The organism is Parafrankia discariae, from assembly GCF_000373365.1.
In the GTDB taxonomy this organism is placed as follows: Bacteria; Actinomycetota; Actinomycetes; order Frankiales; family Frankiaceae; genus Parafrankia; species Parafrankia discariae.
The window spans coordinates 26,670-40,689 of sequence record NZ_KB891225.1 but is presented as its reverse complement, the minus strand read 5'-3'; the positions used below and the strand labels follow the sequence as shown (position 1 = coordinate 40,689).

Annotated in this window: 14 protein-coding genes and 1 pseudogene; 12 read left to right on the top strand and 3 right to left on the bottom strand. The window is 71.1% G+C overall.

All coding sequences use genetic code 11. The features are described from left to right. Positions 1–211: 211 nt before the first annotated feature. The 5 genes and pseudogenes from B056_RS39570 to B056_RS46100 form a co-directional block, all read left to right on the top strand. Complete coding sequence (locus B056_RS39570) at positions 212–2,485, top strand: Hsp70 family protein (RefSeq protein WP_018503661.1); 2,274 nt, start codon at positions 212–214, stop codon at positions 2,483–2,485. Positions 2,486–2,523: 38 nt separating this feature from the next. Beyond that, positions 2,524–4,749 carry a hsp70 family protein gene (locus B056_RS39565; RefSeq protein ID WP_026239914.1) on the top strand — a complete coding sequence of 742 codons (2,226 nt, stop codon included), beginning with the start codon at positions 2,524–2,526 and terminating at the stop codon, positions 4,747–4,749. A 139-nt stretch (positions 4,750–4,888) separates the two neighbouring features. Continuing rightward, positions 4,889–5,665 carry a class I SAM-dependent DNA methyltransferase gene (locus tag B056_RS0120105; RefSeq protein ID WP_018503660.1) on the top strand — a complete coding sequence of 259 codons (777 nt, stop codon included), beginning with the start codon at positions 4,889–4,891 and terminating at the stop codon, positions 5,663–5,665. A gap of 111 nt (positions 5,666–5,776) precedes the next feature. Continuing rightward, on the top strand, positions 5,777–6,445 hold the full coding sequence (locus B056_RS37280; protein WP_326828237.1) for a GNAT family N-acetyltransferase: 669 nt from the start codon (positions 5,777–5,779) through the stop codon (positions 6,443–6,445). A gap of 63 nt (positions 6,446–6,508) precedes the next feature. Further along, a pseudogene (locus B056_RS46100) lies at positions 6,509–6,817 on the top strand (VOC family protein); the annotation flags it as partial. Here B056_RS46100 and B056_RS37275 read toward each other — a convergent pair. Continuing rightward, positions 6,773–7,648, bottom strand: coding sequence for a DNA-processing protein DprA (locus tag B056_RS37275; RefSeq protein ID WP_018503658.1), 876 nt, complete (start codon positions 7,646–7,648; stop codon positions 6,773–6,775). The pseudogene B056_RS46100 and the gene B056_RS37275 sit on opposite strands and share 45 nt — an antisense overlap. An 856-nt stretch (positions 7,649–8,504) precedes the next feature. On the opposite strand from B056_RS37275, the gene B056_RS37270 reads away from it, so the two are divergent. From B056_RS37270 to B056_RS0120065, 5 genes are all read left to right on the top strand, one after another. Next, a complete protein-coding gene (locus tag B056_RS37270) occupies positions 8,505–8,882 on the top strand; it encodes a dihydrofolate reductase family protein (protein ID WP_018503655.1) in 378 nt (125 codons plus the stop codon). A 153-nt stretch (positions 8,883–9,035) separates the two neighbouring features. After that, positions 9,036–9,242 (top strand): hypothetical protein, encoded by a 207-nt coding sequence (locus tag B056_RS0120080; RefSeq protein ID WP_018503654.1) that lies wholly within the window; start codon positions 9,036–9,038, stop codon positions 9,240–9,242. A gap of 33 nt (positions 9,243–9,275) precedes the next feature. Continuing rightward, positions 9,276–9,602, top strand: a complete 327-nt coding sequence (locus B056_RS37265; protein ID WP_018503653.1) for a YdeI/OmpD-associated family protein — start codon at positions 9,276–9,278, stop codon at positions 9,600–9,602. 307 nt (positions 9,603–9,909) lie between these two features. After that, a complete protein-coding gene (locus B056_RS0120070) occupies positions 9,910–10,821 on the top strand; it encodes an SAM-dependent methyltransferase (RefSeq protein ID WP_035752143.1) in 912 nt (303 codons plus the stop codon). Positions 10,822–11,057: 236 nt separating this feature from the next. Then, complete coding sequence (locus tag B056_RS0120065; RefSeq protein ID WP_018503651.1) at positions 11,058–11,345, top strand: hypothetical protein; 288 nt, start codon at positions 11,058–11,060, stop codon at positions 11,343–11,345. A 133-nt stretch (positions 11,346–11,478) separates the two neighbouring features. On the opposite strand, the gene B056_RS0120060 is transcribed toward B056_RS0120065, so the two are convergent. After that, positions 11,479–12,273, bottom strand: a complete 795-nt coding sequence (locus tag B056_RS0120060) for an alpha/beta fold hydrolase (protein ID WP_018503650.1) — start codon at positions 12,271–12,273, stop codon at positions 11,479–11,481. Between the two features lie 92 nt (positions 12,274–12,365). Then, positions 12,366–12,749 carry a VOC family protein gene (locus B056_RS0120055; protein ID WP_018503649.1) on the bottom strand — a complete coding sequence of 128 codons (384 nt, stop codon included), beginning with the start codon at positions 12,747–12,749 and terminating at the stop codon, positions 12,366–12,368. Positions 12,750–12,805: 56 nt separating this feature from the next. Here B056_RS0120055 and B056_RS0120050 point away from each other — a divergent pair, with 56 nt between their 5' ends. Further along, positions 12,806–13,468: a TetR/AcrR family transcriptional regulator gene (locus B056_RS0120050; RefSeq protein WP_018503648.1), complete on the top strand. Its 663-nt coding sequence runs from the start codon at positions 12,806–12,808 to the stop codon at positions 13,466–13,468. Between the two features lie 188 nt (positions 13,469–13,656). Next, positions 13,657–14,019, top strand: a complete 363-nt coding sequence (locus B056_RS0120045) for a PadR family transcriptional regulator (RefSeq protein ID WP_018503647.1) — start codon at positions 13,657–13,659, stop codon at positions 14,017–14,019. Position 14,020: the final 1 nt, after the last annotated feature.

Below are 14,020 nucleotides of genomic sequence, written 5' to 3'. Positions count from 1 at the left end.
GGCTCCGCCGGGTCCATGAGTCCCGCCGCATGCCACCAGACCGCCGGCCATCATGTCCCCCCCGCCAGACAACCCGACCTACAGCGCGGATCACACCGTAAGCCCCGGTCGGGACATCCCGGGCCCTGGCCGAGAGCCACCCGTCGAGAATTGTCCGGACAGCCTGGAACATCAGCCGTGGCCGGACCGTCCAACAGCGGACTCACCAGCAATGACAACCGAGCGGGGTCCCGCGACGCCCGACGACGACCGCTTTCTGGGAGGCGTGTTCATGCCCGGCTGGTCCCTGGCCATCGACTTCGGCACCACCTTCACCGCCGCCGCCACCGCGGCCGACGGCGCCGCGCCCGAGCCGGTGGAGATCGACGGCAGCCGGTCCCTGCCCTCGGTCGTCTGCCTCGACGACGACGGCCAGATCCTCACCGGACGGGCGGCGGCCAGCCAGGCCAACGTGTTCCCGGAACGCGCCGAACGGCTACCGAAGCGCGCGCTGGCCGCGGGGGACACGGTGCGGCTCGGTGGGCGCGACACCTCGACCGTGGAGCTGGTCGCCGCCGTGCTGGCCCGGATCGCGCGGGAGGCGACCCGGCGGTTCGACGGCCGGGCCCCGGCCACGGTCGTGCTCACGCACCCGGCCGGCTGGGGCCAGCGGGAGATCGCCCGGCTGGGCCGGGCGGCCGCGCGCGCCGGGCTGCCCGCGCCCCGCTTCCTGCCCGAACCGGTGGCGGCCGCCGTCTTCTACACCGCGTACACCGCGGCGGCGGCCGAGACCGGCGTGCCGCTCGACGGCCACGCGGCCGTCTACGACCTGGGTGGCGGCACCTTCGACGCCGCGGTGCTGCGCCGCACTGCGGAGGGCTACGAGGTCCGCGGCACCGGCGGCGACCCGCACTTCGGCGGCGAGGACATCGACACCCTGCTCCTGGACCTGGTCGCCGGGCACCTGCCGGCGGACGCCCGGGACGCCTGGGACGAGTTGTGGGCCGGCGACGGCCGGCGAGCCCGTCGCGCCCAGACGAAGATCCGCGAGGAGATCGTCCGGGCCAAGCACGAGCTGTCCGAGCGGCCCACTCACACCGTCTACGTCGACGAGTACGTCGACGGAGTCGACGACGGCATCCGCGTCACCCGCGCCGAGCTCGACGAGGCCATCGCGGGGCCGCTGGCGGACACCACCGTCGAACTGCTGCGCACCATTCACACCGCCGGTCTCGATCCGGCCGCCCTCAGCTCCGTCTACCTCACCGGCGGAGCCACCCGCACACCCCGCGTCAGCACCGCCGTCACCACCGCCCTCGGCCGGCTCCCCACCACCAGCGGCGACCCCAAGCTCGTCGTCGCCCTCGGCGCACTGACCACCCCGCCGAAGGCGACTGCCCCGTCCGCGGGCCAGGCCGGGCGGGCCGGGGCCAGGAGGACGGCTCCTCCCACGAAGGTCACCCACAGGATCAGGCACACCTTCACCGGCCACGATGATGTTCATGTCACCGGTTGTGCCTTCTCGCCCGACGGCCGCCTTCTCGCCTCCGCGGGCGAGGACAGCACCATCCGACTCTGGGATATCAACAGCGGGCGTAACACAACAACAATTCCGAGTCGGACGAGCAGCCTTGACCCGTATGGCATTCTTTTCACCGCGGGCGCCTTTTCTCCTGACGGCCGGCTGATTGCCGCACTCGGCGGCAAGGGGCGGAGCGCCCGGATATGGGACGTCTCGACGGGCCTTTCCCTGGCCAAAATCACCCTCCACGAGGAGGAACCCATCTGTGTGTGCTGCTTCTCTCCCCGAGGCCGGATGCTGGCCGTCTCCCACGACGACCAGACGATCCAGTTGTGGGATGCCGCCGCCGGCCGGGTGGCCAGCGTGCTGAGCGGCCACACCGGGTGGGTCCGCCACTGCGTCTTCTCGCCGGACGGCACGATCCTCGCCACAGCGAGCGACGACTCCACCGTCCGACTGTGGGACGTCGCGACCGGCCACACCATGGACACCCTCAGCGGCCACACCGGATGGGTCACGTACTGCACGTTCTCGCCCGACGGCCGCCTTCTGGCCACCCTGGGCGAGGACCGCGCAGTCCGCCTGTGGGACGTCGCCACCGGCCAGGCGACGGCCACGCTCGCCGACCACGCGGGATGGGTCGGTGACTGCGCGTTCTCGCCGGACGGCCGGATCGTCGCGACCGTTTCCGGCGACGGCAAGGTTCGCCTGTGGGAGGTAGCGGGCGGAGAGGCTTCCGCTGTCCTGAGCGGCCACACCGACAGCATCACCAGCTGCGATTTCTCTCCGGACGGTCGGCTGCTCGCGACCGCCGGCAAAGACAAGACGGTACGGCTGTGGGACGTCATGACCGGCGACAGCGCCGCTGTTCTCACCGGACATCAGAAGGCGGTCAACAACTGCGCTTTCGCCCCTGACGGCCGACTGCTCGCCACCAGCAGCGACGACTGCACCGCTCGCCTGTGGGAAATAGCTCACGCATAGGAGATCCCACTGAAAAGAGAACTCGCGAGAGGGGAAACATGGCCGACTGGTCACTGGCCATTGACTTCGGGACCAGCTTCACCACCGCTGCCATGGTGGTGGACGGCGGCGCGCCGGAGCTGCTGGAGATCGACAACAGCCGGTATCTGCCGTCGGTAGTGTGCCTGGACGACGACGGGCAGGTCCTGACCGGCCGGGCGGCGCTCAGCCAGGCCGCCGTGTTCCCGGAACGGGCCGAGCGGCTGCCGAAGCGGGCGCTGGTCGCGACGAGCACCGTCCGGTTGGGCGGTCGGGACGTCCCGACCGTGGACCTGGTCGCCGCCGTGCTCCGCCGGATCGCGGCGGAGGCCCTGCGCCGCCGGGCCGGGGACCCGCCGGGCACGGTCACGCTCACCCATCCGGCGGGTTGGGGCCCGCGGGAGCTGGATCTGCTCGGCCAGGCCGCCGGCCGCGCCGGGCTGCCCGCTCCCCGGTTCGTGCCCGAACCCGTCGCCGCGGCCATCCACTACACGGCGGCCGCCGCTGCCGGGACCGGCACCGGTGGGACCGCCGGGACCGCCACCGGCCTCGCCGACGCCGTCGCCGTCTACGACCTCGGCGGGGGCACGTTCGACACGGCCGTGCTGCGCCGGGCCGCCGACGGCTACGAGGTGTGCGGGGCGCCCGGCGGGGATCCGCACTTCGGCGGCGAGGACATCGACGCGCTGCTGCAGGACCTGATCGCCGGTCATCTCCCACCGCGGGCCCGGGACGCCTGGGACACGCTGTGGGCGGGCGACAGCCGGCGGCACCGGCGGGCACAGGCCAAACTCCGCCTGGAGATCACCGCGGCGAAGGAGGCGCTGTCCGAGAACCCCACCCACACCCTGCACATCGACGACTACGTCGACGACGCCCCCGAGGACGGCATCCGCGTCACCCGGGCCGAACTCGAACAGGCCGCCGACGGGCCGCTGGGCCGCACCCGCGACGAGTTCCTGCGCACGATCACCGCCGCCGGTGTGGAACCGGAGAACCTGACGGCGGTCTACCTCACGGGCGGTGCCACGCGTACCCCGTACGTCGCCAGCCTGCTGGCCGCCGCGCTCGGCCGGCTGCCCACGACCAGCGGCGACCCCAAGGCGGTCGTCGTCCTCGGCGCACTGACCACCCCGCCGTCCGCGCCACGGGGCACCGCGCGGAAGGCCGGCGGGGGAGGTGGCCCGATCCGGCGGCCCGAGGTCGCCGCCGTGCCCTGGACCGCGCGGCTGGGGATCCTCAGCGACGACGAGGTGCGGTACGGCGGCGGGTATCCCGGCCACGTCGTCGACGGAGACGTGGTCTACGCCCAGTCGCCGGCCGGCATCTTCGCCTTCGACGCCCGCTCCGGTGAACCGCTCTGGGAGAACCCCGAGATGGCCGGCGCACCCTGCGGCCGGATGTTCGTCGCCGGTGATCTGCTCGTGTCGGCTGTCGGCTCGCGCCATGGATCGGGCGAACCCGGCGATCTGGTCTGGGTAGGAGACAAACATTCAGGTGTCGAACTGTGGCACCATACGCTTTCAAACGGGCCCCGTTATCACGGCCTGGCCATCGACGAGAGCAGAGTCTTTGTCAATATTACCGGCCAAGTTCAAGCATTCTCCCTGACAACCGGAGATCAGTTGTGGTCCGTCGTCACCGAAGCGAACGGAATACTAAAGGCGCGGGAATTTCTTTACATTTCGAACGATATTCCGGGGCGGGTCTCAGCACTCTCGGCCGACACAGGCGGCCTGGTGTGGAGCACTCTCACCAAGGATCAGTTCTGGTGCGTACCCGCGACCGACGGGAATCTTCTTTTTGTCGGCGCCGGAAAAAGTGTTCTCGCCCTGGACATGAGGTCGGGTGCGGTCGCCTGGAAGGCGAAGGACTACCAAAAACAAGCCGGCACGATCGGCGTCGGCCAGAACGGCAACATCTACCCGTCCCATTTCACCCGTGGAACCATTCGCGCTCTACGTGCTCACGACGGAAAAGGGGTCGGCACTTTCGGCTGGCCGCGCGGAATAGGTCTTGGTCAGAATCGAACGGCCGCGCACGCCACCGCGGACCATCTGTACGCCACGAGCGGTGAAGGCCTGCTCGCCTTCCACGTGGGTGGAGGCACACCGGTGTGGCACCGGCAAGACCTCGAGGTGTTCGAATCGACGGTGACCGTCGCGCACGGGCTGGTCTACGTCATCACAGGCGACGGACATCTGCACGCCGTCGACGCGGCTACCGGCCGGGGATCCGCACGATAGGCGCTTCCCCACCTCCGAACGAACCAGCCCGGGTCTGCGTCTCCCGCCCCGTCCGGACCGCGTCGAGCACGTCCCACAGCCGGGCCATCCGGGAAAAACAGGATGCGGGACCGGTGGTTCTCATGGCATGGTTCCGTGCATGAAAGCGGACCATACGGAGAATCTCGACGGCGTCGATCCGGCGCGGTACGGGGACCGGATAGCCGACGTGTACGACGACTGGTTTCCCGGTGCCGCGGGCCGGGCGGAACCCGAGACGATGGCGGAGGTCCTGGCTGGTCTCGCCGGCTCCGGGCCCGCTCTCGAGCTGGGGATCGGTACCGGTCGCGTCGCGCTGCCGCTCGCCGCGCGCAGAGTTCCGGTGTCCGGAATCGACGCGTCCGGGAGAATGGTCGCGCGGATGCGGGCGAAGCCGGGCGGCGACACCGTCCCGGTGGCCGTCGGTGATTTCGTGGACGTGGCCGCGCCGGGTGGGCCGTTCAGCGTCGTCTACGTCGTGTTCAACACGTTCTTCGTGTTGCTGAGCCAGGACGACCAGGTCCGCTGTTTCGCCAACGTGGCGCGCCGGCTCCGGCCGGGCGGCGTCTTCGTCGTGGAGGCCTTCAGGCCGGATCCCACCCAGTTCGACCGCGGTCAGCGGGTGAACGTGGCCGCGCTCGACGGTGACGAGTTCCGGCTGAGCGCGGCGGTCCACGACTGGGCCACGCAGCGGGTCCGGGCCCGGACCGTCTCGGTCACCGAGGGCGGGGTCCGGATCTACCCGGTCGAACTGCGGTACGCGTGGCCGTCCGAGCTGGACCTGATGGCGCGCCTGGCCGGGATGACGCTGGTCAGCCGGCACGGCGGCTGGCGCGGGGAGCCGTTCACCGCGGGCAGTCCCACCCATGTCTCGGTCTGGCGGGTCGCCGGCGGCTGACCGCCGGAAAGAGCGGCGGGACGACGCGCCGCTCCCGGCGGATGGATCAGCGGCGGGAGGGCGGCATAGGTGAGCCCGGCCGGCGGTCCGACTCGTGTGACCGCCTGTCCAATGGGGAGACACCGCGGCCCTGGCCCTCCACGCCGCGTAGTCGCGGGCGGAGCGAACCCACGACCCGTCAGCCCCGTCCGTGACAGCCCGGTACGTCCACAGCCCGGCGACATACACCGCGAACGCGGTCAGCGCGTCCCCGTCCAGCGTCCAGCCGGCTCGCCCAGCCGCCCACGCCTGCGCGTCCGCCGGGCAACGGCCAGCGGCGACGAGCCGGATCACCATGAACGCCGGCCCGGAGACCATGCGCTACCTCGCCGGCACGTTCGGGATGGTGGCACCGAGCGGCTCGTCACCCACCTGATCGGCATGTGGGTCATCCGCGGGCACGGTATGTGGGCCGTCGAGGACCGCGGGACCGGCGAATTCCTGGGCCGTGCCGGTACCTACTTCGCCGACGGCTGGCCCGGAGTCAAGGTCGCGGTGTCGATCCGCCGGGACCGGTGGGGCCAGGGCCTGGGCACTGAGGCGATCACCGCGGCGCTGCGGTTCGGATTCGACCGGCTCGACGTCGACGAGCTGATCACGGCGACCCATCAGGAGAACACGGGCATGAACACGATCGCCCGCAGGCTCGGGATGAATTTCCGTGAGATCGCCGATGTCGGCCCGTGGCAGGCGAGCAACATCTACGCGATCAGCCGCGGGGACTGGGCAGCCGGTCAGTGAGCCATTCCGCGCAACGTGTCGGTGGCTGGGAGGGGTCATGTGAATGCCTACTACGCTCGACCCATGGAGTTCTCCGACCCCCAGGTGATCTTGTTCGTTTCCGACACCGAGCGTGCGGCCAGGTTCTATGAAGTCTTCGGCTTCCGTGAAACATTCCGTTCGCCTCAGGAGGATCCCGTCAAGATCGAGATGACGTTGGGAGGGTTCACTATTGGCCTGGCACTGCCACAACTCCTGGCGGAGAGTCACGGCCTGGAGCCTGTGACAGCGGGTCACCGGGCGTGCATCGCCATCTGGACAGACGACGTGGACGCCGCATATCGCTTGTCACTCAGCTCCGGGGCAACGGACAACCGCGCCCCCTACGCCTTCGGGGAAGGTCGGTTCAGGATCGCGTTCGTCGAGGACCCCGATGGCCATCCCGTGCAACTGGTACAGAAGACCGGCTGAGCCTGGCACCCGCACCGGCAGTAGGCGTCTGGGCGAGGCGGACCGTGGACGCCAACGGCCCTCGACCGTGGCGAACCTGGTAGCGGCGGCGTAGCCGCTAATCACACCGTTGCGCATCAGGAAACTCGTCTTGGTCGGCGGGGACTCCGGCCAGAACTGTGAGAGCACCAGGTGTTCGCGGGCCAGCTTCTCCTGAAGAGGCGCGTTCTCTTTGGGGTAGGACTTGAAAAGCCCCGTTCCGATGACGGCGACGGTACAGCCCCCCTCACGCAGGGCGGCTCTGTGCGCTGCCGTGTCGACGCCGCCGGCGAGACCACTGACGACCACGCGGCCCCGGCGGGCAAGCCCGGCGGCGATCTCCTCGGCACGGCGCAGTCCCTCCGCCGAGGCCGCCCGGGTACCGACCACGGCGACCCCGGCGGCGTCGTCCGGGCTCATGCTGCCCCGGAAGAAGAGGAAGGGGGGACGCTGGTGGACGGTGAGCAGCTGCGCGGGATAGTCCGCGTCAAGCAGCGTGACTATGTGAATGCCTTGCGCGTCCCACCCGAGCAGGGTCTCGCGCGCCGCGTCCAGGGCGCCGCTCATCCCATCCGGGAACCCGGCGAAGAGGTCGCCCTGGTCCGCGTTCGTGTCGGCTTCGAGCACCCGCAGCGCGCTGCCGGTCTCCTCGACCTCGTCGGCGACGAGCCCCCACTGACGGCGGCGGCCGCGGAGGAGCGTGAGCAGCGCCGCGTGCTCCGTCAGACGGTCCATGGCTGGCGACCCTGGCCGTGGACTCATCGGTACCCGAACCGGGGACCGCGGCTCCACACGGCACGAGACAGATCATGTGGTCTCCGTGGGCTCCCTGGATCACACGCCAAACCCGCCAAGGACCTTCTAGCCCGTCGAGCTAGCCCGTCGAGGCTTTTCCGAACATACGTTCGACGATGAAGCCTACCGCACGCCCGGCCCTCTCGGCCGCGGTGGTGGCCCGTCGGGGCCTGTCCCGTTCGGGGACTCCACGTGCCGCCCGCCTGCCCGGACCCACCAGGGCGTTCGCCGGCGCGGGGCTCGCTCGCATCCTCACTGTCATGTGATGACCGTCCCCGGCGATACGAGCACCCCCCGGCGGACGTCCCGGTGGACCGGCCGGTGGTGATCCGAGGGGATCGCGGTGATCACCCGCTGACTCCGGACGTCTCCGCCGCGGTCCGCGCCGTCGCCGCCGCCGACCCCGAGGCCACCCTGACCCTCACCCGCCACAACGAGGACGGCGGCGCCGAAGGGAGGTGGCCCTCGGGGGAGTGCGGCTCGGCTGGGTCCGCCGCGCCCACGGCCCCTGCGGCTGGCACCCCGTCAGCCTCGACCTCACCCGCAGCCAGCGACGAGTTCCGGACAACAGGCCGGTCTGCACAGACGTCACCGTGGGGCCGACGGAGGAAACCGCGCGGTCCATGGCCCTGCCCGCAACGCCGACAGCGAAGGAGGCCGTGAGATGGGCGAGGTCACCGCCACCGCCACGATGTCGCTCGACGGCTACATCGCCGGACCAGAAGAGAGCGGCTTCGACCTGCTGTTCCAGTGGTGCTAAAACGGCACCGTCGAGATCCCCTCCGCCAGCCCCGACGTGCCACCGTTCCACCTCTCCGCGGCGAGCGCGGAGCTGATCATGCAGGAGTGGGAGAACACCGGCGCGCTGCTCGTCGGCCGGCACCTCTACGACCTGACGAACGCCTGGGGCGGGCGCCATCCGATGGACGTGCCCACGGTCGTGCTCACCCACCGGCGCCCCGACGACCGCCCGCGGGACGACGAGAACTTCGTCTTCGTCACCGACGGCATCGAGGCCGCCGTGGCCAGGGCGAAGGAACTGGCCGGGGAAGGGAACGTCGGTGTCAACGCCGGGCAGATAGCCCGGCAGTGCCTGGAGGCCGGCCTGCTCGACCAGGTGGGCGGCGTACGGGGCCGAGACCGCCGCGGATCTCTCGTCCCGGTAGCGTCGTAGAACGGTGCCCGGCCCATGGGCGAGAACGTCACAATCACGCCCCGACCCGAGCAGCTCCACAGATCCAGGCTAGCTCCCGACTCCCAACTCCAGGCTCCCGGCACCCTCACCTCCGCTTTACCGCATGGACGGGATTTCTGGGACGATCCAGCCGTGAAACATCCCTGGTGGCACTACCTCGTGATGCTGGTTCTCGCCGGTTCGTTGCCACTGGTGACACCCGCCGTGGGTGCGGTGGTGAGCGACTTCTTGGGGACTGGCGACGAGGGGTACGCCGCCGGCGGACTCCTGGTAGGAATCGTCTACACGCATCTGTCCTACCGCCTCTGGCGACCAGCGCAGGCCGTCGCAGCGGACTGACCTCGAATGCGGTCGATCGGTGATAATGACGGTATGACCGACAGCGGCGGGGACGAGGCCCGCTCGGGACTCGCGGTCGAACTGGTCGCGGCCCTGGACGCGATGGACGGGGCCTGGGAGGGCTGGAACGCCGCGGACGACCGGACCCGCGAGCTGTACGCCACCTGGGTCGCGCAGGCCCGCCGGACGGCCCTGCGCCGAGACCGTGCGCTGACCGCCGCCTACCACGCCACCCAGGGGACACTGCGGCACGCGGTCCAGGGCGCCGACGGTACCGAGGTCGCCGGCGTGATCGCGGATGTCGTGGGCGCGGGCCTGGCCGGCAAGCTGTTCCGCATGCTCGCAAATCTGATCAACTGAGGCGGAGCGGCCTGCTTGTCTCTCGCCGGTCCCACCGGGGAACGCGCGTTGCTCACAGCCCTGGGCCGTGTCCGCGGCGACCCGACCTGCGCGGAAATCACCCGGATCCGTGAACATCTCCCGCAGGTCGCACCGGACACCGCGGAACCGACCAGTCCTCATGTACGGGTGGATGACCGGCAGGAGCTGCGAGAGGTCGCCGATGTCGGAGGAGCCGGGCGGGCCGGGACGTCGTCGGGTCACGGAACCGGTGGCGCGTGGTCACGGATAGATTTCTCCTGGCTTCCCACGGCGAAGGGACTGCGGCATGGCAGTGCAGCGGAGCTGGGACATCGTCACCGGGCCTGGCATCACGGCCCTCGGGATAGCCGCGGCCAGGTGCGTGGAGTCGTCGATGCCGGACGCGCTGATCGACGACCCGTTCGCCGCCGTGTTCGTCGGCGCGGTGGACTCGCCGGTCGCGTTTCCGCTGCGCTGGCCCGCCGAGGGCGAGCCGGTCAGCGACCGGCAGAAGCTGTCCCTGCACACCTCCCGCTACATCGGCGTGCGCGCGCGGTTCTACGACGACGTCCTCCGGGACGCGGTCCGCGGCGGTGCCGGTCAGGTCGTCCTGCTCGCCGCGGGTCTGGACACGCGGGCGTTCCGGCTGCCCTGGCCGGCCGACGTCACCCTCTACGAACTGGACCAGCCGCAGGTGCTCGCCTTCAAGGACGACGTGCTGCGCGCCGCGCAGGCTCAGGCACAGCCCGGCGTCCGGCGCGTCACGGTCGGCATCGACCTGCGCGAGGACTGGGCGGGCGCGCTCACCGCCGCCGGGTTCCGCCCCGACGTGCCGACCGTCTGGGTCGCGGAGGGACTGCTCGGCTACCTTCCCGCGGCCGCCGAGGAACACCTGCTGCGGCGGATCCACCGGCTGTCCGCCGGCGGCAGCAGCCTCGCGCTCGACCGCTTCGCCGATCTGGACCGCCTGGCCTCCGACGCCGAGACGCTGGAGCGGCTCGGCCGCCGCTCCGGCCTCGAAGCGCGGTCACTGTTCAACACCGAATCCCGTCCGCACCCGGGCCGGTGGCTACGCCCGAACGGCTGGACCGTCCACGAGGACGACGACACCACGGTCGCCCACCGTTACGGGCGTGACCTGGCCGACCCGTTCACCGGACAGCCCACTCGCCCCTGGCTCGACACCCGCTTCCTCACCGCCGAACTCAGCCCCACCTGACCCTCCCCGGACGTCCGCGGCACCGGCCGGAACCTCCAGGGCTGCCGGTGCGGCTGGAGTCCGTCCACGGCGCGGGCGGATGTCGCTACGCGTGCCCAACTTGCGACGAAACAGGCGTTTACCTACGCGCAATCGGGGACGGACACTCCACGCGAGGCGTACCTGCGTAAGGCGCGGACATGGGCGCTGGTCGCTGTGGCTCACGCACTGCTGATCGATGAGAGGGGGCTCGCGCGATGAACCGCACCCACGAGCTGAAGCCGTACAGCGACGAGACGATGCGCCGGCTCCATCGCCAGCGGAAGCTGCCGGGAAACTGCTTGACCGACCCTCTGCTGCACGGCCCGGCGATCGCCGCCTGGCAGGAATGGGAGCAGGCGGACCTGGTGAGCTTCGGCGAGGCCCCCGACCTGTACCCCCACGTTCCGAGCACGGTCCCGGCGGTCTGGCCGACCGCGACCGTGGGCCAGCCCTGGCCGGCGGAGGTCTACGAGAACTGCGGGATGGAGCCCCCCTGGGGGTGAGCGGTGACCGATTCCATCGTGGGCACGGTGACCTTCGGCTTCCCGCCCTCGGTCACCGTGCCCCGGTGACCGAGGGCGGCCGTGTGCACCCGGGTCACCGGGGCGATCGGATCGTCAAGGGTGTCCCGGTCGGTCAGGGGAGGGGGGCCGGGGTGGGGATGAGGGCGGCGAGGGCGGCGGGGGCGGTGAGGGGGAGCAGGTGGTTCTCGCCGGGGACGACGGTGGTGCGGGCGTCGGGGAGCATCGCGGCGAGGTGCTCGACGAGGTGGTGGGTGAACGGTGGGCTCGCGCCGCCGGCGACGAGGTGGACCGGCTGCTCGATCCGGCGCTCCAGCTCCTCGTCGAAGTGCCAGGCGACGAGCGCGGGGATCTCGCCGGCGAAGGTGTAGCCGCAGTCGCGTTCGGCACGTTCCAGGCCGGCGCGGCCGAGGGCGGACTCGATCACCGCCCGGTGGTGCGGTCCGCAGACCGCGGTCAGGAAGGTGTCGAAGGCGGTGCGCAGGTCGCCCTGGGCGGCGGCACCCATCGCCGCGCCGAGGGCGGGGCCGATCGCTGCGGCGGCCGGCGCCCGGTCCGCCGGCGGCAGGAGCGGGTCGATCAGCGGCGGTTCGATCAGGACGAGGTCGCCGACCAGCTCCGGGTGGTCGAGGGCCAGCTGCAGCGCGAAGACGCAACCGGAGGAGTGCGCGAGGACCTTGGCCCGCTCGATCCCGAGACGGCGCAGCAGGTCCGCGCACTCGGCGGCGTGGTCGGCGACCGACAGCGGCTCGGCGGGGGCGGGGTCGGCGTAACCGGTGCGGGTGACGCTGATGCGGCGCAGGCCGGCGACGGCCGGCTCGCGCTCGAACGGGACGAACCAGTCGGCGAAGACCGCCGCGTGGATCAGGACGAGCGGCTCGCCGTCGCCGCCGGAGTCGGTGTGTCGCATGAGGATTCTCCTTCTCGGTCCGTGCTCGGTCTCGGTCTCGGGCTCGGCTTGTGGTCGGTCGGGCTCAGTGCGGTCGGTCGGTCTGTGGTCGGTCAGTCGGCGTAGAGGCGGATCTCGATGCCGTCGGGGTCGTGGAGGCCGACGAGGACGGTGCCGCCGTGGTGGCCGGTGACGAGGCCGCCGTGCTTCTGGTCGAGGGCGGTCAGGTGGTCCACCCAGGCGTGGACGCCGTCGCGGGTCGGGACGCCGAGCGCGACGAGGTCGAAGCCGGCCAGGGCGGCGGCGCGCTCGGGGTCGTGGCGCAGTGCGATCTGGGTGCTGCCGTCGGGGGCTCCCAGGGCGACGCCGCGCAGTTCGCCGTCCTCGGTGAACTCGATCGCCACCCGCAGGCCGAGTACCCGCTGGTACCACTCGCTGCTGGCGCGGACGTCGCTGACCGGGATCTTCACGTGGTGGATCGGTGCGAGGTCGGGCACGACCCCTCCTTTCACTAGAGCCGACTCTAGCGAGTCATTGGAGTAGTCTCTAGCGAGTGGGTGATGCCGTCAAGGACACGCCGAGTCGGGTCAAGGACAAGCCGAGCCGGGCCGAGAAGACCAGGCTGACCAGGCGGCGGATCGTCGCCGCGGCGGCCGAGCTGTTCCTCGACCAGGGCTACGGCGCGACGACGCTCGACCAGGTCGCGGCACGCGCGGGCGTCGCCGTGCAGACCGTCTACTTCCACTTCGGGAACAAGGCGACCCTGCTCAAGGAGGCCCTCGACGTGGCCGCCGTCGGCGACGACGAGCCGGTCGCGCTCCTCAACCGGCCCTGGCTGGAGGAGCTGACCGCCGAGCCCGACCCGGTCCGGGTGATCGAGCTCTGGACGCACGGCGGCCGCGAGATCATGGAGCGGGTGGCGCCGCTGCTCGCCGTCGTGCGCGGCACCGTCGGCACCGATCCCGATCTCGCCGCGCAGTGGGACGTCAACGAGGGCCAGCGCCGCGTCGCGTTCCGCGCCCTCGCCGACCTGCTCGCCGACCGCGCGGCGCTGCGCCCCGGGCTCACCGTCGAGGGCGCCGCCGACCTCGCCTTCCTCATCACCAGCGCCGAGAACTACGTAGTCGCCACGACCACCCTCGGCTGGTCCCCGCAACACTGGCAGAGCATCACCGCCACGCTGCTCGTCCAGGCACTGCTCGGCGCGACCGCCTAGCGGCGCGGGGCGGGTGTCACCGCGCATGACGTCGGTCGAGCTACCTGACTGAACGGCGCGACGGCGTGGCTCGCGGCGCAGGGCGGCCGGGCGACGCCGGCGGCAGACGGTGCGGTCTCCGATCTTCCGACCCGCCTTGCCTATGCCCATTACTTGACTATGCCAGGTACCCGGCTTAGCTTTGCTCCATGGCGCCGACACATGATCCCCAGCTCCTCAAGGGCGTCCTGTCGCTGCTGCTGCTACGGCTGCTCGCCGAGCGCGAGTCCTACGGCTACGAGGTCGTCCAGCGGCTGCACGCGCTCGGGCTGTCGGACATCAGCGAGGGCAGCGTGTATCCGGCGCTGGCACGCCTGGAACGCGAGGGCCGGGTGGAGGCGCGCCTGGTCGCCTCCCGATCCGGCCCGGCCCGCAAGTACTACCGACCGACCGCGGCCGGTGTCCAGGCCCTGGCCGAAGGCACCGCGAGTTGGCTGTCGCTGGCCGCGGTGGTCCATCCCGTGCTTGTCCGACGCCTCCCCGACCCGCCCACCTCACCGGAGGACACCTGAC